The sequence below is a fragment of the Actinocorallia sp. API 0066 genome (assembly GCF_020991275.1).
In the GTDB taxonomy this organism is placed as follows: Bacteria; Actinomycetota; Actinomycetes; order Streptosporangiales; family Streptosporangiaceae; genus Actinocorallia.
This window is the reverse complement of sequence record NZ_JAJLQY010000003.1, coordinates 74138-100322: the sequence shown is the minus strand read 5'-3', so window position 1 is coordinate 100322 and position 26185 is coordinate 74138. Positions and strand designations below refer to the sequence as shown.

The following is a 26185-nucleotide window of genomic DNA, read 5'->3' as shown; positions in this document are numbered from 1 at the left end:
AAGTACCGTACGTGCCCATCCTCCCCCAGACCCGGTTCGGCCCGCTCGCCCTCGGTCTGCTCGCGCTGGCGGCGGCGCTGGTCGCCGCCGCCGCGCTCAGCCTCGCCGTCGGCGCGAACGCGCTGCCCCCGCACACGGTGTGGGAGGCGCTCACGCAGTACGACCCGGCGAACCCGCACCACCTCGTCGTCGTCGAGAAGCGGCTGCCGCGCACCCTCGTCGGCGTGACGGCGGGGCTCGGCCTCGCCGTCGCCGGGGTCGTCATGCAGGGCCTCACCCGCAACCCGCTCGCCGACCCCGGCCTGCTCAGCGTGAACTCCGGCGCGTCGCTGTCCGTCGTCGTCGCGATCAGCGTGTTCGGCGTGCAGGGCGGCGGCCGTGTGTGGTTCGCGTTCGCCGGGGCCGCGCTGGTCACCGTCCTCGTGTACGGCATCGCGAGCGTGGCGGGGCGCGGCGGGGCCAGCCCCGTCACGCTCGTGCTGGCCGGGGCGGCGGTCAGCGCGGCGCTCACCTCGATCGTCACCGCGATCCTGCTGACGGACCGCGCCGCCTTCGACCAGATGCGGTTCTGGCAGGTCGGCGGGCTCGCCGCGCGTGACTTCGCCGTGCTGTGGCAGACGCTGCCCGGCATCGCCGCCGGGTTCGTCATCGCGTTCGGGATCAGCCGGGGGCTCAACGGGCTGGCGATGGGGGAGGAGGTGGCGCGCGGGCTCGGCCAGCGGGTCGGGCTCGTCAGGGCGCTCGCCGCGCTGACCGTGGTGCTGCTGTGCGGCTCGGCCACCGCGGCGGCCGGGCCGATCTCGTTCGCCGGGCTGATCGTCGCGCACGTCGCCGCCCGGCTCGCCGGACCCGACCACCGCTGGACGATCCCATACGCGGCGCTCGCCGGGCCCACTCTGCTTCTGGCCTGCGACGTGCTGGGCCGGGTCGTCGTCCGTCCCGGTGAGCTCCAGGTGGGTGTCGTCGTCGCGGCGGTCGGCGCGCCGCTGCTCGTCGTGCTGGTCCGGCTGCGGGAGAGGGGACGCCGATGAGCGCGCTTTCGACACCGGTGAAGGGGCAGTTCCGGCGGGCGCGGGCGCGTCAGGCTGGCGTCACCGGGGTCCTCGCGCTGCTGATCGTCGTGCTGGCGGTGTGCGGGCTCGCGTTCGGCAAGGCGTCGGTGAGCCCTGCGGAGGTGCTCGCGGCCGTGCTCGGCCGTGGCGACGCGATGACCGAGTTCGTCATCCTCGAACTGCGGATGCCGCGCATGGTGACGGCGCTGCTGGCAGGGGCGTGCCTCGGACTGTCCGGGGCGGTGCTGCAGTCGCTGCTGCGCAACCCGCTGGCCAGCCCCGACATCATCGGCGTGACGAACAGCGCGGGCGCGGCGGGCGTCGTCGGGCTCATCGCGTTCGGGCTGAGCGGGCTGCGGCTGACCGGTGCCGTCCTCGTCGGCACGCTCGCCGCGACGACCGCCGTCTACCTCCTGTCCCGGCGGCGGGCCGGGCACCAGCTCGTCATCGTCGGCATCGGGGTGTCCGCGCTGTGCGTCAGCGTCGTCTCCTACATGCTCACCCGGACCGACGTGCGCGACGCCCAGGAGGCGCTGGTCTGGATCAACGGGAGCCTCGGCCGGGCCGGGTGGGACACGTCGCTGACCCTCGCCGTCTGCGCTGCCGTCCTCGTCCCTGTGGCGCTCGCCTACGGCCGTCGCCTTTCCGTCCTGGAGCTGGGCGACGACCCTGCGGCGGCGCTGGGCGAGCGGGTGGGACGCACCCGGACGCTCCTGCTGGGCCTCGCCGCCGCGCTGGCCGCCTCCGCCGTCGCCGTCGTGGGCCCGGTGCCGTTCGTCGCCCTGGTCAGCGCGCCCATCGCCCGGCGCGTCACGGGCTCGCTGGCGCTCCTGCCCTCCGCCCTCATCGGAGCCGTCATCCTTCTGGCCTCCGATCTCGTCGCCCAGTTCGCCATCCCAGGCGTCCCCCTGCCTGCGGGCGTGGTGACGGGCGTCGTAGGGGCCCCGTACCTCCTCTGGCTCCTTCTCCGGCCCGCCTTCCGCCTGTGATCTCCCGGCTCAGGGTTCGGCGAGCCAGCGGGTGAGGAGGGCGTCGATGGCGGTGCCGAGGGTGGCGAAGGCCGTCACGAGGTCGTAGGTGTCCGGGTTGAGCTGGTAGGCGATGAAGAAGCCGTCGGCGGAGGCGATGGTGAAGGAGGCGAGCCGGTCGGCTAGCGCGATGCGGCGGTCCGCGGGGAGATCGGCGAGGATGTCCTCGAACTCCGCGCGGGCGAACGTGCACACCTCGGTACGGATATTGACGAACAGGGCGCGGGCCTTGGCCTCGACGGGCCGCCGCTCCAACGTCAGCATGAGCCCGAGGCTGAGGAACTCGGGCCGGTCGAGCAGGCTCTCGGCGATGGCCGCGGCGAGGTCCTGGAAGCGCTCAAGGCGGCTCGCGTCCGCCCTGCGGCGTGATCCGGCGTCGAGCAGGCGCTCGCGCCACAGGTGGTAGCTGCGCTCGATGACCGCCGCGAACAGGTCGTCCTTGTCCCGGAAATGCCAGTAGATGCTGCTGTTCGGCATGCCCGAACGCTGGCGGACCAGCGACATGCTGGTGCCTTCGTAGCCGCGCTCGGCGGCGATCTCGACGGCGGCGTCGAGGATGCGCTGGCGCGACTCCTCGCCGTGCTGCTGCCGTCGGTCGGTCTTCGGTCCCATCTCGTCCTCCCCGGACCGATTGTTCCAGCTCCCGGACCCGTCAGGGGACGCGGTGCCCGGCCCCCCGGGGCTCGCCCGGAGAGGCCGGGCGATTGGTCGGCAAATGTGGCGAAATGTAGTGATTTGGCTGCTTTAAGTGAGATAAGGGTGGCGAGTCAGAGATCCGTGTCAGGGCCGGGGCCGGGCTAGGTTCACGATGCCGGCCCGCCGCCGGGAACGCGACCCCCGCGCGCTCCGAACGGGCCGCAGAGCCCTCGGGAGAGCCCCTTGCCGACCACGTTCCCCCCGCCGAAGGACGGGCCGCTCACGGCCTACCTCGCCCCCGACACGCCGCCCGACACGCGCGTGATTCCGTGGAAGGAGATCCTGCATCTCCTGCGGTTCGGCGTCCCCGTCGTCACCGGCGGCCCCCCGCCCCCGCCCACGACGGGCGGCCCGCCGCCGTCCGGAGGCAGGACCGCGCCGTCGTCCGCGCCGCCGACCCTGCTGTCCTTCGACCCCGCGAACGGGATCGCCAAGGACATCCGCGCCGCGATCGAGCAGAAGGGCTCCCTGTCCAAACCCGAGGGCCGTCCCAACAGGTTCACGGTGGAAGGGAGCAGCGCCCCCGTCATCGCCTACGACCTGGCGTGGGCGCGGCTCACCCTCCCCGACGGCTCCGCGACGTCCGACGCCGACCTGCTGCGCGGCCTCAACCTGTGGCTCAGGTTCCAGCGGTCGGTCACGACGGCGACGTCCACCCCGCCCACCCCGCCGCCGCGCAAGGTCGGAGGCAACCTCGTCCCCTACGGGGAGGAACGCTGCACCGGCGAGAACAGGTTCGAGTACTGGGCGAACAGCCTGTACAACGAGATCGCCGGAGACGGCGCGAAGATCATCGCGGGCTACCTGCTCCAGGGCAGGGGCCAGGCGAACGACGCCGAGGCGCACGCGGTCGCCGACCCCGTCAACCCCGGACTGAAGGTGCTGTACCGGTGGCTGCCCGCCACGGACGCCGAACGCAACGCGCGTGCCGCCGAGCGGACCGCCCTCCAGGCCGACCCCACCGGCCCACACCGGTGGCTCGATGACGACGAGGCCGCTTACGCCCTCGACTTCATGCGCCACGAAGCCCTGTGGATCATGGCCGAGGCGGTGGACGCCGAACGCGCGTCCCTCCTGGCGTCCGTCGGCGCCGGCACGTCGCTGCCCGGGGGCGTCCAGGCGACCGACCTGCTCGCCTACCACGCCACCACCAGGACCCCGCAGACGTTCCGCGACGGCGGCATCACCTGCCCGACCATCGCCTGGAAGGCGCCCGCCGAGATCGGCGCCGACCAGGTGTGGCACCCGCTGCGCGCGGGCGGCGGCTACGCCGGGCAGGCCCTGTTCCGGCGGGCCAGCGCCGACAACGAGCTCGCCACCACCGTCAGCATCGCGCAGAGCGCCGTCACCGCGCTGGACTTCCCCCTCGTCCAGTCCGTCCTGGAAGAGCACCAGGGGTACCGGGACGCCCTGAGGGCCGGGACGACCCTGCCGGACGACGACTACGGGAAGTTCCGCTACCGCGGCGGACGGCCCGTCACCAGCACGTGGTGCTACCTCCTCGCCGTGAAGGACGTCTACAACACCAGCGCCATCCAGACCCTGGCGCGCGGCAGTGAGAAGTTCGTGTCACCCTCCTCCGAAGAGTGGCTGATGAAGCACTACAAGGGTCACGGTGAACTCGCCACGACCAAGGTGGGTCCGGAGGCGCACCTTGTAGGCGTCCGCTACGAGCGTGTCCACTACGGCACCTCACGGGAGGCGGGCATGCGGTACCAGCTCGCCGAGATCGTCACCGTCAACCCCGAGCTGTGGCCCGCGCTCGTCGGCCCCGACCGGTACCAGGGCGGTGCCCGGCTGCCGTTCCTGCACCGGCTCTTCACCGACGAACTCGCGCACTTCCCCATGTGCGGGGTCAAACGCGGCGAATCCATGAGCGACGACCTGTACCGGCAGGCGCTTCACGACGCCTACGAGACGTACGTCGGCCACCCGGGACCCAAGGACCCCCTCACCGTGCCCGACGGCCTCGTCGCCGAGCTGGACCGCGCCCTGGCCGTCGCCCCCAAGGACGCCGCCCGTAGCCTCCTCGACGCCATGCTGGTGGCCGTCGTCACCGCCTGGAAACACGCCATCGCCGACCTCACCACCGCTGCGAAGAAGGCCGGCGCCCTCTGACCCCGCCCCGACTCGGCCCGAGCGCCTTCGCCCCACCCTGAAGCCCGGACACGTCCTGTTCTCCCGCACGGACGGCGGCACCGAGCGCCGCGACGGAGGTGTCCGGGCCGGGGCCTGGCCCGGCCCGGAGCGCTTTTGCGCTCCCAGGCGGGGGAGCACGGTTCGAGCCGCGCGTCGACAGGTGTCGTCGCGCGCCTCGGGTGCCGCTTCGGTGCTCAGACGAGGGCGGCGGCGAGGCGGCGCCACTCCTCGCGGGGGAAGCTCTTCGGCTCGGCGATGATGACCTGGACGGCGACGTGGTCGGCGCCCGCGGCACGGTGTTCGGCGACGCGGGCGGCGACGGCCGGCACGTCGCCCCAGGAGATGAGCGCGTTGAACAGCCGGTCGCTGACGGAGTCCACGTCCTCCCGGGTGAACCCGAGGCGGAGCAGGTTGTTGGTGTAGTTCGGCAGCGCAAGGTAGGTCTTCAGCCAGGCGGTGCCGAGCGCGCGCGCCTCGTCGGCCGACTCGGTGAGGATCACGGACTGCTCGGGCAGCACGAGCGCCCCCGGCCCAAGCGCCTCCCGGACGATCCTGGTGTGCTCGGGCGTCACCAGATACGGGTGGACCCCGTGCGCGCGCCGACCCGCCAACTCCAGCATCTTCGGCCCGAGCGCCGCGAGCACCCGAGACTCGACCGGGACCGGCACCGGAGCGGCGTCCAACCCGTCAAGGAACGCCTCCATGGCCGCAAGCGGCCGCCTGTACCGCCCCGCCTCCTTACGGTCGACGATCGGCGCATGACTCACCCCGATCCCCATCAGGAACCGATCCCCATACGTCGCCGTAAGCGACGCATGCGCGGCCGCCGCGCCCCCCGCCTCATGCATCCAGAGATTAAGAATCCCCGTCGCCACCACCACCCGGGCCGTAGCCCCCAACAGGTTCTCGACCGCCCCGAACAACCGCCCCCCGGTATCCGGAACCCAAAGCGCCGTAAACCCAAGCTCCTCCAACTCCGCAGCCGCCTCCGCCCCCTCCCCGACATCCCCATACCGCAGTTCCCGACTCCACACCCCAACCCCTGACAGCTCCACCCCGCCACCCCCCTTTCCCCAAGGCCGGAACCCACCCCAACCCCATGATCAACTCCCCCCACCCTACGCCCCACCCCCCAAGCCACCCCCACCCACCCCAACCCCAAAAGAGAACCCCAGCCCCACCTCACCACCCCCAAAACAGCCCAAGACCCCAACCCGAATCGCCACCCTCCACACCCGATCCAGCGAGCCCCAACACCGCGACGACAGCCCCCAACGAAGACCCAAAATCCCCCAAGCCCACGCCAGCAGCCCCCAGTCCGACGCACAAGATCCTGCGACCGGGCCGACAGTCCGCAGGGCCGCTCCGGCGCCTCAACCTGGGTCAGCACCCTCCGGGGACGGCCCGGTGTCCTCCGGGGCCGCGACGGCAGCGCGCAGCGAAGACCCACGAGCCCCCAAGCCCAGGCCAGCAGCCCCCGGTCCGACGCAGAAGCCTCTGCGGTCGGGTCGGTGGTCCGCAGGGCCGCTCCGGCGCGTCAGCGCGGTTGGATCTGCGGGGACGGTCCGGCGCGCCCGCCTGGGTCGGTGCCCTCCGGGGAGGGCCCGGTGGGTTCCGGGGCTGGGACGGCGGCTCGTGGGGGTGATGCGGGAGTTTCCAAGGTCGGGTCGGCGGTCTCCGGGGCGGTGCAGGAGATGCTGCGGTTGGGTCGGCGGGGACGGCTCCGGCGCGTCAGCCTGGGTCGGCGCCGTCCGGGGAGGGGTTGGTGGGTTTTGGGGACGGTTCGGGGAGTTCTGGGGCTTGGGTGTCTGGGGTGGGGGTGGAGGGTTGTGGGGTGGGGGTGGAAGGTTCGAGGAAGGGGTCCAGTAGGCCGGGGGCGGCGGTGGAGGCGAAGGAGACGGCTTCGTGGGCGTCGAGGTCGGGGGTGGCGTAGACGCCCCAGCCTGCGGCGGTCATCGTTGAGACGGTGGTGAGGCCGAGTCGGCGCTGGAGGATCGACTCGCGTAGCGCGATGGTGCTGACCGCGTCCCGGCGTAGGGCCGACGTCGAGCGGCTGACCAGGCCGGATCTGGCGACGACGTAGGCGCCGCTCACGGTGTGGCCCAGGGAGCGGTAGGCCGCCACCGCGAGCAGCAGCGTCAGAGGCCAGAGGCCGAGCAGGCACCACAGGACGAGCGGCGGCACCACCCCGGCGAGGACGGGCGCGGCGAGGAACGCGGCGATGACGGCCGTCAGCAGGGTCGCCCACCAGAGGCGTCGGCGCAGCGCCGCCCGTGGATGCCGGGTGAGTGGAACCGTCAAAGGCGATGGCTCGACCCCCAGCACGGCGGCCGACACCGCACGGGCCACCCCCACGGGCCCGCGCGGCAGGATCGTGGCGGGCTCGGCCATCGAGTACAGCTGCAGGCCGGTGGTGATGACCTGGGTGTCGGACATGCCAGCCCACCGCCACAGCAGCGGCTCCCGGATCAAGATCCCGCGCATCCGCGCCTCGTCCCGGTTCACCTCGCGGGTGGTGAACAGGCCGCGCCGGGTGCGCAGCGCCGAGCCGGAGGCGGTGGCCACGCGGGCGAGCTCCAGCCCCCAGTTCGTGGTGAAGAAGCTGACGGCCATGCCCGCCGCGCCGAACACACCGACCGCGACGAAGGCGACCACGGCCGTCGCGACGGGCCCCAACGACGCCCTGTCCGCGAGGCCCGTCGCCACGTCCCAGAGATCGATGCCGAACGTGGAGACGAACCAGTACAGCCCCCACAGCAGGCCCGCCGCCATCGCATAGGCCCACACCCCGACGACGTTGTAGACCACCCACCACGGCCGCAGCCGAGCCAGGACCGTCACCCGCTCCCGCGGCGCACCGCCCTCCCCGCCACCTCCGCCACGCGCCCCCGCTACCCCCGCCTCCCCAACCTGTGCAGATCCGTCCTCAGGCCCGACCCGGACCCCGCCCTTTCCGAGCCTCTGGGGAGATCCGTTTTCAGGCCCGCGCGAGGCCCCTACGAGCCCCTGTGGGGATGCGTTCTCAGACCCGAGTCGGGCCCCGGCCTCTCCGAGCCCTTGCGGGGACGCGTCCTCAGACCCGAGTCGGGCCCCGGCCTCCCCAGGCCCTTGTGGGGATCCGTTCTCGGGCCCGTGTGGGGCCCCGGCCTCTCCGAGCCCCTGTGGGGATGCGTTCTCAGGCCCGAGTCGGGCCCCGACCTCTCCGAGCCCCTGTGCGGATCCGTCCACGGGCCCGTGTTGGGCCGCAGGGTTCTCTGGTGCTTGGGGGAACTCTTCCGCAGGGGTGCGTGGGGCTGGGACTTCGCTCTCGCCCATCAGCGTGGCGCGCAGTAGTGTCGCTTCGGGGGCGGCGAGTGCGTCGAGCACGAACGCCGACTGGCCGGTGGTGAGCTGCTGCCCGGCGCCGATCGTGACGACCCGCAGGCCGGCGATCCGGTGCCGGAGCCGGGCGTGGGTGTCCACGCTGCGGATCCTGTCGCGCCGCACCGCCCGGTACCGGCGCACGAACACCCCGGTGCGCCGCTGCACCTCCTGGTCGGTGACGCGGTAGCGGGTGAACGTCCAGCGCAGCATGTCGGAGCCCGCGCCGAAGAGGCCGAGCGCCGCGACGATCGCCCAGGGCACCAGATTGGACGGCTTCGCCCCGACGACGAACAGGGCGACCGCGCCCGGCGTGAGCGCGAGCAGACTCCAGAGCAGATCCACCCAGATCACCCGGTGGTTCAGCCGCTGCCACGTGGGCTCGGAGGGCCGTGTGTCGTCGGAGCTCATGTCGCGTCCCCCGGGGTGATCTCGGCGACGGCGGCGAGCCGTTCCGCCGCGTCTCTGGCGACGTCCTTGTCGAGCCCCGCGACGGAGATCGCCCCGGACGACGACGCCGTGGTGACGCGCAGCGTGGAGAGCCCGAGCAGCTGCTCCAGCGGGCCGCGCACCGCGTCGACCGTCTGCACCCGCGATGTCGGCGCGACCCGCCACTCGCGGACCACCCACCCGGTGACGGCGTAGGTCGCCTGGTCGGTGATCTCCCACCGGTGCACCGCGAACCGCCACCACGGCTCGACCAGCGACTTCGCGACGGTGGTGACGGCCAGGGCGACGATCGGGGCCGCCAGCCACGGCCGCGACGGCGCCCAGAACACCGCGACGGCCGCCAGCGCGGCGAGCGCCCCGCCCCACAGCGTCAGTCCGCGCAGCGCCCACCACACGATCGCCCTGCGCTCCACTCCGTTCTGGGGCGGCCGCAGCCTTACGGGTGCGTCGGGCGCGCCGGGACCTGCCGCCCACCGCCCGGACGCCGGGCGCCCCACCGTCGGGTCCGGTGTGCCGGGACCCGCCTCCTTGTTCGCGGCAGGGGGTGCCTTGCCGGTTTCTTCCCGGATGGTCATGTCTTCTCCTTGACGATCGCGTGCTCGATGAAGTCGACGACGACGGGCACCTGTGTGGCGACGTCGAGGGAGCCGCCGTCGTGCGCCCACCCGATGAGCAGGCCGCTCATCGTCTGCTGGATGACGACCGCGACGGCCCGCGGATCGAGATCGCGGATCTCGCCCGCCCGCTGCCCCTCCATCAGCAGGCCCGTGAGGATCTCGATCTCCTCCTCGTCCATGCCGTCGAAGGGGCGCGACCCGTCTTCGCCGCGATGGTTGGTGACGATCTCGGCCATCGCGAGGAATCCGACACGGTCCGCGGTGAAGTACTCGAGCTGCGCGTCCACCCACGCGCGGATGCGCGCGACCGGCCCGCCCGCCTCGGCCAGCCGCGCCTCCACCGCCGTGCCCGCCGCGTCGAGGTACTGCCGGGCGACCTGCTCCAGCAGCTCACTCTTCCCGTCGAAGTGATACGAGATCACGCTCTTGCTGATCCCGGCCCGCTCCGCGATCCGCGCGAGCGACGCCCGCGCGTACCCCAGCTCGGCCACCGCCTCCTTCGCCGCCTCGACGATCTGCGCCCGCCGCGCCTCCTCGATGAACGACCGCTGCCGCCCGCTCCCGCCATCCTCTGACCGCATGGCCTGATTCTAGACCGACCGGCCTGATTTCTGTCAACCCGTTCCACATTCCGTCCCACCGCCCGACAATCCGCCCACCCGGCCAAGAATTTCCACCAACATGAACCTACGCCACCACCCGCACCACTCCGCACAAACCGCCAGCGCCAGAGACCCTCCCGCTTGCCCGTGGTGCTGGGAGGTCGGTGGGTGGGCGCTGTGCCGGGAGAAATGTCAGTGGCGGGGGTTAGCGTGGCGGGTGGTCATTGGCTCGGGGGAAAGGGGAGAGCGGTGCCTCTCGCGGACGAGTTGTTGGGTGAGCGGGCTGTGGGGGAGTTCGCGGCGGTGCTCGACGGGATAGGGGAGCGGGCGGCGGCCGCGGGGGCGCGGCGTGTTGTGGCGGGCCTCGGCGGGCTCGCGCTGCGCGAGCGGAGCGACGCTCTGTGCGCGGCGCTGCTGGCCGGGCTGCCGGGGGGTGACGGCGTCATGCGGGAGACGGTCGGGGCGCTGCTCGCCGATCCCGTGTTCACCGGGTGGATGGTCTGGCCCGTCACCGAGGCGGTGGTGACGCGGGCGCTGGAGGACGGCTCGGCGGAAGCGTTCGATGAGGCGCTCCACCTGCTTGCGGCGCTCACCCCGCGACTCACCGCCGAGTTCGCGATCCGCCGCCTGCTGGCCGCCGATCTCGACCGTGCCCTCGCCGTCATCAGGCCGTGGACGGAGCACGAGGACGAGCACGTCCGCAGGCTTGCGTCCGAAGGGACAAGGCCCCGCCTGCCCTGGGCGATCCGCGTCCCGGCGATCCTCCGCGACCCGCGAGCGGCGCTGCCGATCCTCGACGCCCTCTACCGCGACCCTTCGGAGTACGTGCGCCGCTCCGTGGCCAACCACGTCAACGACATCAGCCACGCCGACCCGGACCTCGCCGTCGCGATCGCCGCCACCTGGTCCGCCGCCCCCGACCCGCGGACGCCGCGCGTCGTGAAACACGCGCTGCGCACCGCCGTCAAGCGCGGCCACCCACCGGCGCTCGCCCTGCTGGGCTTCACCGCCGACCCTCCGGTCACCGTCACCACGCCGCGCCTGTCCGCGCCGGACATCCCCATCGGCGGCGCCCTGGACTTCGCCTTCGAGATCACCAACACCGGCGACGCGCCCGCCCACCTGGTGATCGACTACATCGTCCACTACCGCAAGTCCTCCGGCCGCACCGCGCCCAAGGTCTTCAAGCTCACCACCCGCACCCTGTCGTCCGGCGAACGCCTCACCCTCACCCGCCGCCACCCCCTCAAGCCCCTCAGCACCCGCCCCCTCCACCCGGGCCCCCACAGCCTCCAACTCCAGGTCAACGGCACCCCGCACCCCCCGACCCCCTTCACCCTCACCCCCTGACCCGGCCGAGGAGGGGCGCGGGTGGGGCGGTTCGGGGGTGGAGTAGCGTTCTCGGCGCGGAAAGGGAGGGACGGATGGCGGCTCGGGACGGGGAGGCGCGGGAGATCGCGGCGTTTCTCGGCCGGACAGGGCTTTTGGGGATCGTTGACGTGCACACGCACTTCCTGCCCAAGCGGGTGATGGACAAGGTGTGGGCGTACTTCGATTCGGTGGGGCCGCTGACGGGTGTGCAGTGGCCGATCCGCTACCGGGCCGACGAGGACGAGCGGTTGGCGACGCTGCGGGCGTTCGGCGTCCGCGCGTTCACCGCCATGGTCTATCCGCACAAGCCGGATATGGCGGCCTGGTTGAACGGGTGGGCCGCCGACTTCGCGGCGCGGACGCCGGACTGCCTCCACACGGCCACGTTCTACCCCGAACCCGGTGCCGCCGCCTACGTCACACAGGCCATCGACGCCGGAGCGCGGGTGTTCAAGGCGCACCTCCAGGTCGGCGCCTACGATCCGCGCGATCCGCTGCTCGACGATGTCTGGGGCCGACTCGCCGAGTCGGGGACGCCGGTCGTCGCGCACTGCGCGTCGGGCCCGGTGGCCGGGGAGTTCACCGGCCCCGGCCCGATCGGGGAGGTCCTGCGCAGGCATCCGCGGCTCCCGCTGATCGTCGCCCACCTCGGAATGCCCGAGTACGGTGCTTTCCTCGATTTCGCCGAGCGGTACCCCGAGGTCAGGCTCGACACCACCATGGCCTTCACCGACTTCCCTGAGGGCTCCATCCCCTTCCCCGTCGCGGATCGCCCCCGCCTGCGCGCGCTTGAGCACAAGATCCTGCACGGCAGCGACTTCCCCAACATCCCGTACCCGTACCTGCGCTCCCTGGAGTCCCTGGCCCGCCTCGACCTCGGCGACGCCTGGCTCAGATCCGTCATTCACGACAACGCCACCACCCTCTTCAAGCTCTGACGCCCCCGCACGCCGACCACGAGCGGTCGCGGATCCAAAAAAGTCAGGCTTGACTGTTTGTTTTCGCCGAGGGCATGATGCGGGACATGTCGTCTTCCGGGTCCGGGCGGGTTCCGCAGGGGGAGCGGTCGCAGGCGATGCGGCAGCGCCTGCTCGACGCGACGGTGGCGTGCCTCGTCGAGTACGGCTGGAGCGGCACGTCCACGGTGCTGGTGTCGGAGCGGGCCGGGGTGAGCCGGGGCGCGCAACTCCACCATTTCCCGACAAAGAACGATCTTGTGCTGGCGGCGGTCGAGCACCTCTGGGAGACGCGCGGCGCGGCGCACCGGACGGCGTTCGCGGATCTTCCGGACGGACCCGACCGGATCCGGCATGTCGTCCATCTGCTGGGCGAGCACTTCTCCGGCGACCTCTACGCGGCGGCCCTCGAACTGTGGGTCGCCGCGCGCGGGGACGCCGCCCTGCACGCGGCCGTCGTCCGGCTGGAGCAGCGCATCGGGAGCACCGCGCACCGGCTGACCGTCGAGGCGCTCGGCGTTGACGAATCCGTGCCCGGCGTGCGCGAACTCGTCCAGGCGACCCTCGACCTCGTGCGCGGCCTCGGCCTCGCCAACACGCTCACCGACGACTCGGCCCGCCGACGCCGTGTGCTCGACCGCTGGGCCGTCACCCTCGACGGCGCCCTGCGCGACCTCAACGCCGCCCCGCCCCTGACGCGCTGACCCCCTGACCCCCCGAGGAGCTGTCTTGTCACCGTGGACCCCCGAGCAGGAGTTGCTGCGCGACACCGCCCGCCGCTTCACCGAGCGCGAGATCATGCCGTACCTCGACGAGTGGGAGGAAGCTGGCGAAATCCCCAGGGAACTCCACAAAGCGGCAGCCGACCAGGGCCTTCTCGCGCTCGGCTTCCCGGAGGACAAGGGCGGCGACGGCGGGACGCTCCTCGACGTCGTCGCCGCACAGGAGGCGATGTTCGAGGCGGGCATGTCCAGCGGTCTCTCGGCCGGGCTGTTCACGCACAGCATCGCGCTCCCGCACCTCATCGCGCGCGGCGCCGACCACCTGATCGACCGCTATGCCCGGCCGACCCTCGCGGGTGAGCTGATCGGCGCGCTCGGCGTCACCGAGCCGGGCGGCGGCTCCGACGTCGGCCATCTGCGCACGACGGCGGTCCGCGACGGCGACCACTATGTCGTCAACGGGTCGAAGACGTTCATCACCAGCGGCGTCCGCGCCGACTTCGTCACGACGGCCGTCCGCACCGGAGGCCCCGGCTCGGGTGGCGTCAGCCTGCTCGTCGTCGACAAGGACACGCCCGGCCTCACCGTGGACCGCGCCCTGGCGAAGATGGGCTGGCACTGCTCCGACACCGCCGAACTGTCCTATGCCGACGTGCGTGTGCCGGTCACGAACCTTGTCGGCGACGAGAACGCGGGCTTCGCTTACATCGCGGAACAGTTCGTCGTGGAGCGGCTCGGCCTCGCTGTCCACGCCTACGGCATCGCCGCCCGCTCCCTGGCGCTCACCGCCGAGTACTGCCGCCGGCGCGAGACGTTCGGGGCGCCGCTGATCTCCCGCCAGGTCGTCCGCCACAAACTCGTCGAAATGCACCGCCAGGTCGACGTCGCCCGCACCTACACCCGCGCCGTCGCCGCCCGCCACGTCACCGGCGCGCTCGACGCCGACCTCATCGCCGCCGCCTGCCTGGCCAAACAGACCGCCGTCGAATGCGCCACCCACGTCTGCGACGAGGCGGTCCAACTCCACGGCGGCACCGGCTACATGCACGGCACCGAGGTCGAACGCCACTACCGCGACGCCCGCCTCCTCCCCATCGGCGGCGGCTCCACCGAAGTCCTCACCGACCTCGCCGCCAAACTCCTCAACTACACCCGCTGACCACCCCCGCCACGAACAGCCCACGTCGTTCTCCGGTCGCTTGGCGTCCGGTGGGTGGGGTGGGGCTTGGGGGGCGGGTGGGTGGGCATGGGGATCTTGTGGACGAGGTGTTGGGGGAGGCGTGGCTGGCGCGGGCGGTGGATCTGCTCGTGCGGGTGGTGGAGGCGGCGGGGGCGATCGTCATCTTCACCGGGGCGGTGGTCGCGTTCGGCTGGTTCCTGGTGGCGGCGGTGCGCGACCGGACGCCGGAGGCTTTTGTGCCCGTGCGGCTGGGCCTCGGCCGGTTCCTCGCGCTCGGGCTGGAGTTCCAGCTCGCGTCCGACATCCTGCGGACGGCCGTCGCGCCGACCCTCAGAGCGATCGGCGAACTCGCGGCCGTCGCCGCCATCCGGACCGCCCTCAACTACTTCCTCAACCGAGAGATCAAGGAGGAACGCGCCGAGCTAGCACAACACCCAACAAAGCCCCCGAATCTGCTCACTCCCGACCCCGGCCCGCCCGACCCCGGCCTCGGGAACCTGGGTTTTGAGGCACCGCCGCGATGACCGCCTGGATCCAGTTCGCCGCCCTGTGCTGCGTGGCCGCCGGTCTCGTCACCGGCGTCGTCGTGGCCCTCGTCGCCCGCGACGTCACCACCGGCCTCGCCACCGCCCTCGACTTCTGGCTGGCCTCCGGCCTCCTCACCCTGGGCGCCGAACCCGGCTGGCAACCCCTGGCCGTCACCGCGATCATCCTCGCCCTCCGCCACCTCATCACCTACTCCCTCCGCCACACCCCCACCTGACCCACCCCCGACCCCCAGGCCATCCCGGGCCCGAACCGCGCTCTAACGCTGGTCGGCCCACCGCGAAGCAGTGGACGAGAGTGTCAAACCCGGGCCCGAACCGCACGGTGTGCCCGAACCGCGCCCTAACGCTGGTCGGCCTACCGCGAACAGCGGCGGACGAGGGCGTCGAACGCGGGCCGAACCACAGGAATGTCCTGATCATGGCTGAGGCCCGGTCGCGGTGGGCGGCCGGGCCTCGGTGGTGCGGGTGCGGGTCAGGAGAGGTGGGTGCGGATGGAGGCGATGATCTTGGGGCGGAGGTCGGCGGCGGTGATGACGGCGTCGACGGAGCCGACCTCGACGGCGCGGTGGATGTTGTGGATGCGGTCGAACTCGGCGGCGACCTCGCTGAGCTTCTCGGCGCGGACGGAGGTGCGGAGTTCGTCGAGCTCGGCGACCAGGGCGGTGCGGTCGGCGCCGGTGGCGCCGGTGACGCGCGACTCCAGGGAGCGGACGCGCGGGTCGGCGGACGTGCGGGCGTTGACCTCGCCGGAGAAGACGACGGCCGCCGCCGGAGCGCCGCCCAGCACCGAGGCGTACGAGCCCTCCAGGGCCAGGACCGTCATGTTCGGGTTCAGGGCCTTGGAGAAGACGACGAACGCGCCGCCGTGGTAGCGGGAGATGACGCAGAAGACGATCGGGCCGCGGAAGTTGACGATGGCGCGGCCGATCTCGGCGCCGTACTCCAACTGGAGGTTGCGCATCGACTCGGGCGAGCCGTCGAAGCCCGACAGGTTGGCCAGCACCACGAGCGGACGGTTCCCCGACGCCGCGTTGATCGCCCGCGCCGCCTTCTTCGACGAGCGGGGGAACAGCGTGCCCGCGGTGTAGGAGTCGGGCCCGTCGGTGGGCGGGAACCCGCGCCGCTGGACGGACTGCGACTCGATGCCGAGCAGGCAGACCGGGATGCCGTCCAGGTGGACGTCCTGGACGACGGCCGTCTCCGCGTCGGCCATGCCGGCCCAGCGCTCCAGCACCGGGTGGTCCTGGTCGGACAGGGCCCGCATGACCGTCCGGATGTCGAACGGCTTCTTGCGGTCCGGGTTGGCCGTCGCGGAGAAGATCTCCCCGACGGTGGCGAAGTCGCTGCCTTCCAGCACGTGCGGGAACGGCGAGACGTCGCGGTCGGCCGGGTCGGTGGTCGTGGCCCGGCGCGGCGCGAGCTCGCCCGGCGCGACGTAGGAGTGCGCGTAGTGCGCCATCAGCACGTCGCGCGCGGCGGTGAGGTTCGGCGCCCAGTACTGCGCCTGGCCGTTGGGGCCCATGACGCGGTCGTAGCCGCCGATGCCGAAGTTGTCCTCGGCCGAGACACCGCCGGAGAAGTCGAGCGACTGCTTGCCGGTGAGGACCATCGCCGAGTCGGGCGTCATCACGAGGATGCCCTTGGTGTGCATGAGCATCGTCGCCTCGGCGTTCCAGTACGGCTGGGCGCCGACGTTGATGCCCGCGACGATGATGTTGATCTCGCCGCCGTCCTGGGTGAACTCGACGATCCGCTTGAGCGCGGCGGCCACCCAGTCCATGTTCTCGGTGCCCGACTCCATGGAGATCCGCGCGCCGGACGACAGCGCGTACCACTCCAGCGGCACCCGCAGCCGCTCGGCGAGGTCGAGCGCGGCGATCACCCGGCGGCACTCGGGCTCGGACAGCGCGCCGAGCGACTTGGTCGGGTCGCCGAGCAGCACCACCCGGGTGATGCCCTCGGGGTGCAGCTCGGTCGGCGTGGAGACGACGCCCGCGACGATCGCCGCGGAGTTCTTCCCCTTGGGCCGCTCGACCGGGACGAGCGTGTGGGCGTCGTCGAGGTCGTACTCGGTGAAGTCGCCGAGCAGCCCGGTCAGCTCGTACGGGTAGACGGTGTTGCGGCTTCCGGCGCGCAGCACCTTCAGGCGGTAGCCGTCGACGGGTTCGATCGGCTCGGTCGGCGGTTCGCCGACGGTCAGCTCGGTGCCGCCGGTCGCGTCGAACGCGATCTTCACCGCGACCTTGGTCAGCTCGCCCGTCTCCTGGTCGCGCTCGCGCGCGATGAACAGGATCTCCTCAAGGCCCGCGCCCGCCGTCCTGGGCAGGATGCGTTGGGCGAGCGTCTCCAGCTCGGTGCGTGGCAGGTCGCTCGGGGGCCACACGTAGACGACGACGCGGTTGGTGTTGAAGCGCGTCTTGGACGGCCGCAGCGACTGGGCCCGCCGGATCGAGTCGAGGCAGGCGGCGACGGTGTACTCGGCGGTCGGCAGCGAGACGAGGCGGCCGTCCTGTTCGCGCAGCTCGGTGAGGTCGCGGACCTGCGCGAACGCGACGAGCCTGTCGTCGGACGGGTTCTCCCGCGCCACGCCGCGGAACAGGTAGACGTCCTCGTCCAGCGACGGTAGGCGGGTGAGGTCGAAGCGGTGCAGCCGCTTCATCTGCATCCGCTGCGCGATGTACGGGTGCAGGCCGCGGATCAGCCTGTCCTCGGCGAGGCCGGATTCCGACGGGCGGAACGTGAAGTGGTGGTGCATGACCGCGCCGTGGCTGCCCGCGACGGTCAGGGTGACCCGGAGGACGTGCGACGGCTGCGGGTGGGCGCTGACGACCTCCTGCAACGCGGACGCGATCGCCGCGTGGTCGTCGGGCTGCCCCTCCCACGACAGGTAGATGTCGGCGTCGAGGGACGGGCCGCCGTCCGCGAGTTCGGCGAGGCCGCGCAGCGCGTCGCCCAGCGCCTCGAAGCGGACCGCCGCCGAGACCAGGTGCTCGCCCGCGCGCTCGGCGATGACGAAGGAGCAGCCCGCCGCCTCGCGGGTGCGGACACCGGTGAGCCCCTTGTTGCCGTAGTAGCGCCGCTTCAGCACCTCGAGCAAGACCGAGTTGTCCCGGTCGTGGCGCAGGAGGCGCTGGCCGAGCAGCCGGACCAGCGGCTCGGTGCTGCGGACCATCTCGGCGACGCGCTCGGCCCTGTCGGCCGCGTCCGGGTTCGTGTCGAGCACCCGCAGGTGCCTGCGGACGTCGGTGTAGACGCGGGCCCGGTTGCGGCGCAGCAGCGGCTGGGCGAACCAGGCGAACAGGACACCGCGCGCGAGGTCGGCGACCGCGGGGAAGCGGATCTGGGTGGCGTCGGCGAGCCGCTCCAGCGTCAGGCCCGCGGGCTCGCGCAGCAGCGCGTCCGGCGTGGGCTCCAGCAGCCAGGTGCGCAGCAGCGCGGTGATGACGGCGGTGTCGGCGGACGCCCGCTGCTGGGCGAGGAAGATCCGGAACACCGCGGCTTCGAGCTCCGGCGTACGGTCCAGTTCGGTGACGCCGTAGTGGCCGAGCGCCTTGGCGAGTCGTGCCTTGAACGCCTCGGGCAGCCCGGCCCGCTCGACGTCGAGGCTCTGCAGGTAGGTGTGGAAGTGCTCGCGGTCGCTGTGCACGTGGCTGCCCGCGCCGTCCTCGCCGGACGGGCGGTTGCGGCTCAGCTCGGCGAGGTCGGCGAACACCTCGACGAGTTCGAGCTCCCCGGCGAGGGCCCGGTGCCCGTCCGCCTCGGCGGGCCGCCGGGCGGCGAGGTAGCCGTCCAGGACGCGGCGGTCGTTGTGCGGGTCGACGTCGAAGCCGAGCAGGAGGCTGCGCAGATCCTCCTGGGCCCGGGTGACGCGCTCGCGGGCCGGGAGCGTCGCGGGCTCGGCGGGCAGGTCGAGTTCGATCGCGCCGGTGTCGGCGGTGTCCTCGGCCTCGTCGTCGGCGAGCGGCTCCAGCCGCAGCAGCGGCGCGCCCGTCTCGACCTGGCTGCCGACGGACACGGCGATCTCCTTGAGCCGTGCCTTGAACGGCGCGCGCAGCACCGTCTCCATCTTCATGGACTCCAGCACCAGGACCGGCGCGCCCGCCTCGACCTCCGCGCCGACCTCCAGCGGGGTCGCCACGACGAGGGCGGGCGTGGGGGAGCGGACGACGCCGCCCTCGTCCCTGCTGACGCGGTGCGTGACGCCGTCCACCTCGACCAGGTGGACGGGCCCGTGGGTGCCGGTCAGCAGCCGGTAGCGGGCGCCGTTGACGGTGATCCGCCCGGTGTGCCGGTCGAACCGTTCGAGCTCGACGTCGGCGGTGCGGACGTCCGCGCTGGTCTCGACGCCGACCCGGAACCGGTGCGGCCCGACCCGCGCCACCCGCACCCGGTACGTGGCGCCGCGCAGCTTGAGGTCGAGCGGCCTGCCGCTCTCGTGCCGCACCTGCGGACGGCCGCCGAACGCCGTGGTCAGCAGCCGCTGCCGCTCGACGCGCTCCTCCTCCTCGTACGCCTCGATGGCGGCCGCGGCCAGGGCCACCGCGGAGTGCCGGTGCGTGACGAGCCCGCCCTCGGCGCGGACGCGGTCGATCCAGCCGGTGTCGGCGGAGGCGTTGATCACCTCGGGCTGGTCCAGCAGGTCGAGCACAAAGCTCTTGTTCGTGGTGCCGCCCTCGATGACGACGGTCGTCTGCGCCATCGCGCGGCGCAGGCGGCCCAGGGCCTCCTCGCGGTCCCGGCCGTAGGCGATGATCTTGGCGATCATCGAGTCGAAGTCGGCGGGGATGACGTCGCCCTCGGCGAAGCCGGTGTCCACCCGGATGCCGGGGCCCACGGGCGTGTCGAAGCGGGCGATGCGGCCGGGGGAGGGGGCGAAGTCGCGGTCGGGGTCCTCGGCGTTGAGCCGCGCCTCGACGGCGTGGCCGCGCTCGGCCGGGGGACGGCCTTCGAGCCTGCCGCCCGACGCGACGTGGATCTGGGCCTTGACGAGGTCGACCCCCGTGGTCGACTCGGTGATCGGGTGCTCGACCTGGAGGCGGGTGTTCACTTCAAGGAACGCGAACAGCCGCTCGCCCGGGTGGTAGAGGAACTCGACGGTGGCCGCGCCCCGGTACCCGACGGCGAGGGCGAGCCGCTCGGCGGACGCCTTCAGGTCGGCGGTCTGCTCCGGGCTCAGCACCGGCGAGGCCGACTCCTCGATGATCTTCTGGTTGCGCCGCTGCACCGAGCAGTCGCGGACGCCGAGCGCCCACGCGGTGCCCTGGCCGTCCGCGATCACCTGGACCTCGACGTGCCGGGCGCCGGTGACGAGCCGCTCCAGGAACACCACGCCGCTGCCGAACGCGCGCGCCGCCTCCTGGCTGGTGCGCTCGTAGGCGTCGGCGAGCTCCGCCTCGTTGGTGATGACGCGGATGCCGCGGCCGCCGCCTCCGGCCGTCGCCTTCAGCATCAGGGGGTAGCCGACCTGGGCCGCCGACGCCAGCGCGGCCTCCAGGCTCTCGACCGCGCCCCGGCTCCACGGCGCGACCGGGACGCCGACCTCCTCGGCGATCAGCTTCGCGCCGATCTTGTCGCCGAGCTTGCGCATGGCGTCCGGGCTGGGCCCGATGAACGTCACGCCCAGCTCCGCGCACAGTTCCGCGAACGCCGGATCCTCGGCGACGAAGCCCCAGCCGACCCAGGCGGCGTCGGCTTTCGTCGCGACGAGCGCCCGCTCCAGCACCTTCAGATCAAGATAGGGCCGCGCCGAGGCGGGACCGAGGTCGTAGGCGAGGTCCGCCTCACGGACGAAGGCCCCCGCCCTGTCGACGTCGGTGTACAGGGCGACGGTCTCGATCCGTGTCCCGGTCTCCGCTGCGATGTCCCGCACGGCGTGGATGAGCCGCATGGCGGCTTCACCGCGGTTGACGATGGCGATGCGACTGAACACCCGACCAAGCCCTTCTGCAGACGACGTTCCCGGGCACGACGATCCCCCGGAACTCTTCACCCTTCCGTCCCGCGGCCCGCGACACCATGTCGGACACAGCGCACCTTGAGCGCCTCCAATTGTGGAGAACGTCCAAACCCTCCGCACGACCCCGCGCACCCATCGGACAAAACCGACAATCATCACAACCTCCACAACGTACCGCCACACCCCGATGCCACACCGTGACCAAGACCTAACCTGCCCGTGGCCCACACCCCCAAACCACAAATCCAAACATTTGTTCGAACCGCCCCACCCGGATCCGCACACGGGCGCACCGCTGGTCATCCCTGCTCTGTAACGGCGGGTGGCCGGGTGCGGACGCGACGCCCGGCATATGCCATGATGGCCGGTGAAAACAGGCGAACGCGGAACGAGGAAGCCGGTGTGAATCCGGCGCGGTCCCGCCACTGTGATCGGCGAGCCGGTCCCGAAGCTGCCACTGCCCCGTGCGGGGTGGGAAGGCCGGGAAGGGCGCTTGAGCCGAGAGCCAGGAGACTCACGCGTCTCGCCTCCTCGCTGTGACCGGGGCGGATCTCCCCGGAGAGGAGGGACGCCGTCATGCGCGTCACCCGTCGGCCGTCTCGCGCGGCCCGTGGAGCGGTCCGGTATGCCCCGGAACACGCTCTCCGCCTCTCTTCGCACCGTGCCACGGTGCGCCGTCCCCTCACGACGAGCCTCGCTGTTCTTTGTGAGAGGAAGACCCCCTATGACGGGCAGACGTCCGCTGTCCCTGCTGCTCGCCGTGGCCTGTGCCGCACTGGTCACGGCCTGCGGCGGCACCTCCGCCGACGACACGTCCCCCACGGCGGCCGCCACCCCCGGCTTCCCGGTCACGGTGGAGAACTGCGGGGTCACGACCACCTATGAGCGGCCCCCGAGCCGCGCGGTGTCGATGAACCAGCACGCCACCGAGGCGCTCCTCGCGCTCGGCCTGGAGAAGTCGATGGTCGGCACCGCCTACCTCGATGACGAGGTCCTGCCGGAGTACAAGGCGGCCTACGACGGCATCAAGGTGATCGCGGAGGAGTACCCCTCCTACGAGACGCTCCTGACCAGCGAGCCCGACTTCGTCTACGGCGGCTGGTCCAGCGCCTTCGACGAGAAGGAGGGCAGGTCCCGCGACCGCCTCACCAAGGCCGGGATCAACACCCACGTCAACATCGAGGAGTGCCCCGAGGGCAGGGTGACCCTCGCGACGATGGACGAGGAGATCACCACCCTCGCGAAGATCTTCGGCGTGCCGGACCGGGCCAAAGCCCTCATCGGCAAGCTGCACGAGCCCCTCGACGCCGTCACGGCCAAGCTCAAGGACCTCGACCCGCTCAAGGTGTTCGTCTACGACAGCGGCGACAAGACGGCGTTCACCGCGGGCGGCGCGGGCATCGGCACCGAGCTGATCAAGCTGGCGGGCGGCGTCAACCTGTTCGCCGACGTGGACAAGGCGTGGGCCGACGTGTCGTTCGAGCAGGTCGCCGACCGCGCGCCCGAAGTGATCGTCATCTACGACTACGGCAGCCAGAGCGCCGCGGACAAGAAGAAGTTCCTGCTGTCGAACCCGGCCCTCAAGGACGTGCCCGCGATCAAGAACGAGCGGTTCGCGGTGCTGCCGCTCTCATCCACCGTGACGGGCGTGCGGGTGCCCGCCGCCGTCCAGTCGCTGGCCGAGCAGATCCACCCGGACCTCTTCAAGTGACCGAGGCCAAGACGGCCGGGATCGCCACCGCGGTCCCGGCCGCCCCGGCGGCGCGCCGCCGCCTGCCCTACCCGCTCGTGCTGCTGCTGCTCGTCGCGCTGCTCCTGGCCGTCGCGACGGCGGCGGTCGCGGCGGGCTCGATCCGGATCCCGGCCGGACAGGTGTGGGGCATCCTCCTGCACTGGCTGCATCCCGGGCTCGCCGCCCCGGACTGGCCGCCCGTCCGCGCGACCATCGTGCTCGACGTGCGGTTGCCGCGCGTGCTGCTGAGCGGCGTCGTCGGGGCCGGGCTCGCGGTGTGCGGCATGGCGCTCCAGGCGCTGGTCCGCAACCCGCTCGCCGACCCGATGCTGCTCGGCGTCTCCTCCGGCGCGACGGTCGGCGCCGTCATCGTCGTCGTGTACGGCGTCGCCTGGTTCGGGGTGTTCACGCTGCCGTTCGCCGCGTTCGGCGGGGCGCTCGCCGCGCTCGTCGCGGTGTACTTCCTCGCCCGCTCCGGCGGCCGGATGCCGACGGTGCGGCTCGTCCTCGCGGGCGTCGCGACGGCCGAGGTGCTGTCGGCGGTCGCGAGCTTCCTCGTCGTCACCTCCAACGACCCGCACGCCGCGCAGTCGGCGCTGCGCTGGATGCTCGGCGGCCTCGCCGGGACGACCTGGGAGATGTTCTGGATCCCCGCGACCGCCGTGCTCGCGGGGACCGTCGCGCTGCTCGGCGTCTCCCGGCCGCTGAACCTGCTCCTCGCGGGCGAGGAGGCCGCCGCCGCGCTCGGCCTCGACGTGCACCGCTTCCGCGCCACGCTGTTCGTGTGCGTCGCGGTGATGGTCGGCACCGTCGTCTCGGTCAGCGGCTCGATCGGCTTCGTCGGGCTGATCATGCCGCACGTGGTGCGGCTTCTCGTCGGCACCGACCACCGGCGCGCGCTGCCCGCCGCCGCGCTGCTCGGCGCGGCCTTCCTCATCGGCGCGGACCTCGCCGCCCGCACCCTGATCAGCCCGGAGGAGATCCCCGTGGGCGTCCTCACCGCCCTCGTCGGCGGCCCGTTCTTCCTGTGGCTCATGCGGCGCAAGGCGGCGCGGTGAAGCGCGGCGCGCCCGGCGCGCTCGCCCTGCGCGACGTCACCGTCCGCGCCGACGGGCGGGCCCTCGTCGACGCTGTCTCGTTCGACGTCGCGCCCGGCGAGGTCGTCGGGCTCGTCGGGCCCAACGGCGCCGGAAAATCGACGCTGCTGCGCACCCTGTACCGGGCGCAGAGGCCCACGTCCGGGCGGGTCCTGCTGGACGGCGACGACGTGTGGACGCTGCCCGGCAAGCAACTCGCGCGGCGGCTCGCGGCGGTGCTCCAGGAGTCGTCGGGGGAGTTCGACCTGTCGGTCCGCGAGGTCGTCGCGATGGGCAGGACCCCGCACAAACGGGCATTCGACGGCGACGACCAGACCGACCGGGAGATCATCGCCGAATCGCTCGCCGCGCTGGACGCCGCCCACCTCGCGGAAGCCCCGTTCGACAGGCTTTCGGGCGGCGAGAAGCAGCGGGTCCTCATCGCGCGGGCGCTCGCCCAGCGGGCCGGGACGATGGTGCTGGACGAGCCGACGAACCACCTCGACCTCCGGCACCAGCTCGACACGCTCCGGCTGGTCGGCGGGCTCGGCGTGACGGGCGTCGTCGCGCTGCACGACCTCAACCTCGCCGCGATGTTCTGCGCCCGGATCTGCGTGCTGCACGGCGGACGGCTGGTGGCGCTCGGCACGCCGGAGGAGATCCTCACCCGCGACCTCCTCGCCGACGTCTACCAGGTGGACGCCTCGATCGAACCGCATCCGGTGACCGGTGTGCCCCAGGTCGTCCTGCTGCCCGGCGCGCCCGCGCCGTTCGGCGGCCACCCCTGACGTACGTGGAAAGGAGCTGATCTGCCCATGTCGTCCGAAGCTCCGGGCTCGGTCGTCGCGGCGGCGCTGTCGGAGGCCGCCGCCCTCGGTCCGTTCTTCACGCTGGCGGTCGGCGGCCCCGACGCGGGCTGGCATCCCGTCACGGACGCCTACGACCGGGGCTTCGCCGACCTGGTACAGGCCACCGCCGACCGGTACAGGACCGACGAACCGCGCATCGGTGCTTCGATCGTGCAGCTCGGGCACGCCGCCCGGCTCTGGTCGCCGCTGCTGTACTCCGTCCTCGCCCACGGCGTCCTGCCCGACCTGGGCCGCCTCCAGCGCGCCGACGACGGCCCGGCCCTACGCGTCCCGGAAGCGGCCGGGCACCACGTGGACGACGACGTGGCCGAAGCCCTCTACCGCGCCGTCATCACCGACCACCTGGAACCCTTCGCCTCCGGCCTCAAGGTCAAGGTCGCCCGACCCGTCCTGTACGGCAACGCCGCCTCCGCCCTCGCCGAGGCCGCCCGCGACCTCCGCGCCGCCCGCCCCGACCTGGCCACCCCCGCCCACGACCTCGCCACCCGCCTCCTCACCCTCGGCCACCTCCACAACAAGGGCACCTTCACCAGCCCCTCCCTCACCTTCCGCCGCCGAACCTGCTGCCTCTACTACCGCACCCCGACCGGCTCCAAATGCCCCGACTGCGCCCTCGCCTAGCCGTCTCGCTGGACCGGGCCCGGCTGGCGGGGGCGCGGCTCCGGGCTGCCGCGCGCCTTTGGTGGACCCGGTGAATTGTGGGGGTGTTATTGATTGTTCATTATGAATGTGGATTTGCGGGGGTTTTTGGGGATTGGCTATTCTGTTTGCTCGGGCGGCGTGGCGGGGTTATCTTTCTTTTGGTCGGACGCTCATCGCGATGTGGGCGGTGGGCGGTGATGGTTTCTGGGATTTTGGGGGGATGTGTGGGCGGGTACTGGTTGTGGCGTTCCGGACTTGCGGTGGTGGCGGTTGCCGTGCTGGTCGGCGGGGTGCTGGTGGGGCCCGCGGCGGGGCGGTCGCTGCGGTATGTGGCGGTGGGGGATTCGTTCGCGTCGGGGGCCGGTATTCCGCGGGTGGTGAACGCGGCGTGTGACAGGTCGGATCGCAATTACCCGCGGGAACTCGCGCGGATCATCGGACGGGTGTCGCTGACCGACGTCACGTGCAAGGGGGCGACGACGGACGCGCTCGCCTATCGCCAGAAGGCGGGCGTCGCCGCACAGATCGACGCCATCACCAGGGAGACGGATCTTGTGACATTCACGTTCGGCGGCAACGACGTCGGATTCACCGGGATTCTCCGGACCTGTGTCATCGGCGCGTTCCTGCGCGGCTGCAAACGGATCTTCACCTCGGGCGGCACCGACCGGATCGACAAGAAGATCGCCGCGACCGCGCCGAAGATCGACAAGGCGCTGCGGCGGATCCGGGAGAAGGCGCCGCGCGCCACGATCGTCGTCGTCGGCTACCTCCGGCTGCTCCCCGACACCGCGCGCTGCGGCAAGGCGGTCCCGTTCGACGCGGCCGACCTCCCGTATCTCTCCGCCAAGCAGCGCGCCCTCAACACCATGCTCGCCCAGCGCGCCGCCGCCAACGGCGCCCTGGCCGTCAACCCCTACGCCGCGAGCACCGGCCGCGACGCCTGCCGCTCCCACACCACCCGCTGGACCGAACCCATGCGCGCCCCCTCCGGCGCCGCCGCCCTCCACCCCAACGCCCGAGGCATGACCGCCCTCGCCACCCTCACCGCCGCCGCCCTCTCCCGCTTACCCCCACACCCACCGGCGACAACGCCCCCGGCCAGACCAGCGAGACCGATCATCGTCGAGACAGCGGCACGTGTGGCCGCACGAGGTGAACCGAGGCCGTCACCGGACGGATGCCCAGC

At 72.3% G+C, this 26185-nt stretch carries 19 protein-coding genes, 1 pseudogene and 1 riboswitch; of the genes and pseudogenes, 14 read left to right on the top strand and 6 right to left on the bottom strand.

The annotated features are described in order from the left end of the window. Positions 1-11: 11 nt before the first annotated feature. Both LO762_RS08290 and LO762_RS08285 read left to right on the top strand, forming a co-directional pair. The gene (locus LO762_RS08290; protein ID WP_230613765.1) at positions 12-1031 is read left to right on the top strand and encodes an iron ABC transporter permease; all 1020 of its coding nucleotides are present in this window, start codon (positions 12-14) and stop codon (positions 1029-1031) included. After that, entirely contained in the window at positions 1028-2041 is a 1014-nt protein-coding gene (locus LO762_RS08285) for an iron chelate uptake ABC transporter family permease subunit (RefSeq protein ID WP_230613763.1), read from the top strand. Before LO762_RS08290 ends, LO762_RS08285 begins: the two co-directional genes overlap by 4 nt. A gap of 9 nt (positions 2042-2050) precedes the next feature. Here the strand turns inward: LO762_RS08285 and LO762_RS08280 are convergent, their stop codons facing one another. Beyond that, complete coding sequence (locus tag LO762_RS08280; RefSeq protein WP_230613761.1) at positions 2051-2692, bottom strand: TetR/AcrR family transcriptional regulator; 642 nt, start codon at positions 2690-2692, stop codon at positions 2051-2053. A 267-nt stretch (positions 2693-2959) separates the two neighbouring features. Here LO762_RS08280 and LO762_RS08275 point away from each other — a divergent pair, with 267 nt between their 5' ends. Next, on the top strand, positions 2960-4894 hold the full coding sequence (locus LO762_RS08275; RefSeq protein ID WP_230613759.1) for a hypothetical protein: 1935 nt from the start codon (positions 2960-2962) through the stop codon (positions 4892-4894). A gap of 215 nt (positions 4895-5109) precedes the next feature. On the opposite strand, the gene LO762_RS08270 is transcribed toward LO762_RS08275, so the two are convergent. The 4 genes from LO762_RS08270 to LO762_RS08255 all read right to left on the bottom strand — a co-directional run bounded on the left by LO762_RS08270 (position 5110) and on the right by LO762_RS08255 (position 9923). Further along, the gene (locus tag LO762_RS08270) at positions 5110-5949 is read right to left on the bottom strand and encodes a TIGR03620 family F420-dependent LLM class oxidoreductase (RefSeq protein ID WP_230614464.1); all 840 of its coding nucleotides are present in this window, start codon (positions 5947-5949) and stop codon (positions 5110-5112) included. A 697-nt stretch (positions 5950-6646) separates the two neighbouring features. After that, positions 6647-8686, bottom strand: coding sequence for a PH domain-containing protein (locus tag LO762_RS08265; protein ID WP_230613757.1), 2040 nt, complete (start codon positions 8684-8686; stop codon positions 6647-6649). Beyond that, entirely contained in the window at positions 8683-9300 is a 618-nt protein-coding gene (locus LO762_RS08260) for a PH domain-containing protein (RefSeq protein ID WP_230613754.1), read from the bottom strand. Before LO762_RS08260 ends, LO762_RS08265 begins: the two co-directional genes overlap by 4 nt. Continuing rightward, a complete protein-coding gene (locus LO762_RS08255; protein ID WP_230613752.1) occupies positions 9297-9923 on the bottom strand; it encodes a TetR/AcrR family transcriptional regulator in 627 nt (208 codons plus the stop codon). Before LO762_RS08255 ends, LO762_RS08260 begins: the two co-directional genes overlap by 4 nt. A gap of 270 nt (positions 9924-10193) precedes the next feature. Here LO762_RS08255 and LO762_RS08250 point away from each other — a divergent pair, with 270 nt between their 5' ends. From LO762_RS08250 to LO762_RS08225, 6 genes are all read left to right on the top strand, one after another. Continuing rightward, the gene (locus tag LO762_RS08250) at positions 10194-11294 is read left to right on the top strand and encodes a DNA alkylation repair protein (RefSeq protein ID WP_230613750.1); all 1101 of its coding nucleotides are present in this window, start codon (positions 10194-10196) and stop codon (positions 11292-11294) included. 74 nt (positions 11295-11368) lie between these two features. Then, positions 11369-12253, top strand: a complete 885-nt coding sequence (locus LO762_RS08245) for an amidohydrolase family protein (RefSeq protein ID WP_230613749.1) — start codon at positions 11369-11371, stop codon at positions 12251-12253. Positions 12254-12339: 86 nt separating this feature from the next. After that, positions 12340-12975: a TetR/AcrR family transcriptional regulator gene (locus LO762_RS08240; RefSeq protein ID WP_230613747.1), complete on the top strand. Its 636-nt coding sequence runs from the start codon at positions 12340-12342 to the stop codon at positions 12973-12975. Positions 12976-13000: 25 nt separating this feature from the next. After that, positions 13001-14152, top strand: a complete 1152-nt coding sequence (locus tag LO762_RS08235) for an acyl-CoA dehydrogenase family protein (RefSeq protein ID WP_230613745.1) — start codon at positions 13001-13003, stop codon at positions 14150-14152. A 98-nt stretch (positions 14153-14250) separates the two neighbouring features. Next, a complete protein-coding gene (locus tag LO762_RS08230; protein ID WP_230613743.1) occupies positions 14251-14697 on the top strand; it encodes a DUF1622 domain-containing protein in 447 nt (148 codons plus the stop codon). Further along, on the top strand, positions 14694-14936 hold the full coding sequence (locus LO762_RS08225) for a DUF1622 domain-containing protein (protein ID WP_230613741.1): 243 nt from the start codon (positions 14694-14696) through the stop codon (positions 14934-14936). Before LO762_RS08230 ends, LO762_RS08225 begins: the two co-directional genes overlap by 4 nt. Before the next feature lie 257 nt (positions 14937-15193). On the opposite strand, the gene LO762_RS08220 is transcribed toward LO762_RS08225, so the two are convergent. Next, positions 15194-20650, bottom strand: a complete 5457-nt coding sequence (locus tag LO762_RS08220) for a carboxyl transferase domain-containing protein (RefSeq protein ID WP_230613739.1) — start codon at positions 20648-20650, stop codon at positions 15194-15196. Positions 20651-21064: 414 nt separating this feature from the next. Beyond that, positions 21065-21193: riboswitch (cobalamin riboswitch) on the top strand. A 208-nt stretch (positions 21194-21401) separates the two neighbouring features. On the opposite strand from LO762_RS08220, the gene LO762_RS08215 reads away from it, so the two are divergent. The 5 genes and pseudogenes from LO762_RS08215 to LO762_RS33860 form a co-directional block, all read left to right on the top strand. After that, positions 21402-22388 carry an ABC transporter substrate-binding protein gene (locus tag LO762_RS08215; protein ID WP_230613737.1) on the top strand — a complete coding sequence of 329 codons (987 nt, stop codon included), beginning with the start codon at positions 21402-21404 and terminating at the stop codon, positions 22386-22388. After that, positions 22385-23467 carry an iron ABC transporter permease gene (locus LO762_RS08210; RefSeq protein WP_230613735.1) on the top strand — a complete coding sequence of 361 codons (1083 nt, stop codon included), beginning with the start codon at positions 22385-22387 and terminating at the stop codon, positions 23465-23467. Before LO762_RS08215 ends, LO762_RS08210 begins: the two co-directional genes overlap by 4 nt. Further along, a complete protein-coding gene (locus LO762_RS08205) occupies positions 23464-24273 on the top strand; it encodes an ABC transporter ATP-binding protein (RefSeq protein WP_230613733.1) in 810 nt (269 codons plus the stop codon). The genes LO762_RS08210 and LO762_RS08205 overlap by 4 nt, the downstream gene beginning before the upstream one ends. 27 nt (positions 24274-24300) lie before the next feature. Then, complete coding sequence (locus LO762_RS08200) at positions 24301-24975, top strand: (2Fe-2S)-binding protein (RefSeq protein WP_230613731.1); 675 nt, start codon at positions 24301-24303, stop codon at positions 24973-24975. Between the two features lie 218 nt (positions 24976-25193). Continuing rightward, positions 25194-25964 (top strand): annotated as a pseudogene (locus tag LO762_RS33860) (SGNH/GDSL hydrolase family protein); the annotation flags it as partial. Positions 25965-26185: the final 221 nt, after the last annotated feature.

Excerpts from the sequence above, each read along its gene's own strand:
- LO762_RS08255 (WP_230613752.1), bottom strand. The coding sequence starts at position 9,923 with ATGCGGTCAGAGGATGGCGGGAGCGGGCGGCAGCGGTCGTTCATCGAG.
- LO762_RS08215 (WP_230613737.1), top strand. The coding sequence starts at position 21,402 with ATGACGGGCAGACGTCCGCTGTCCCTGCTGCTCGCCGTGGCCTGTGCC.
- LO762_RS08245 (WP_230613749.1), top strand. The coding sequence starts at position 11,369 with ATGGCGGCTCGGGACGGGGAGGCGCGGGAGATCGCGGCGTTTCTCGGC.
- LO762_RS08240 (WP_230613747.1), top strand. The coding sequence starts at position 12,340 with ATGTCGTCTTCCGGGTCCGGGCGGGTTCCGCAGGGGGAGCGGTCGCAG.
- LO762_RS08280 (WP_230613761.1), bottom strand. The coding sequence starts at position 2,692 with ATGGGACCGAAGACCGACCGACGGCAGCAGCACGGCGAGGAGTCGCGC.
- LO762_RS08260 (WP_230613754.1), bottom strand. The coding sequence starts at position 9,300 with ATGACCATCCGGGAAGAAACCGGCAAGGCACCCCCTGCCGCGAACAAG.
- LO762_RS08285 (WP_230613763.1), top strand. The coding sequence starts at position 1,028 with ATGAGCGCGCTTTCGACACCGGTGAAGGGGCAGTTCCGGCGGGCGCGG.
- LO762_RS08225 (WP_230613741.1), top strand. The coding sequence starts at position 14,694 with ATGACCGCCTGGATCCAGTTCGCCGCCCTGTGCTGCGTGGCCGCCGGT.
- LO762_RS08200 (WP_230613731.1), top strand. The coding sequence starts at position 24,301 with ATGTCGTCCGAAGCTCCGGGCTCGGTCGTCGCGGCGGCGCTGTCGGAG.
- LO762_RS08265 (WP_230613757.1), bottom strand. The coding sequence starts at position 8,686 with ATGAGCTCCGACGACACACGGCCCTCCGAGCCCACGTGGCAGCGGCTG.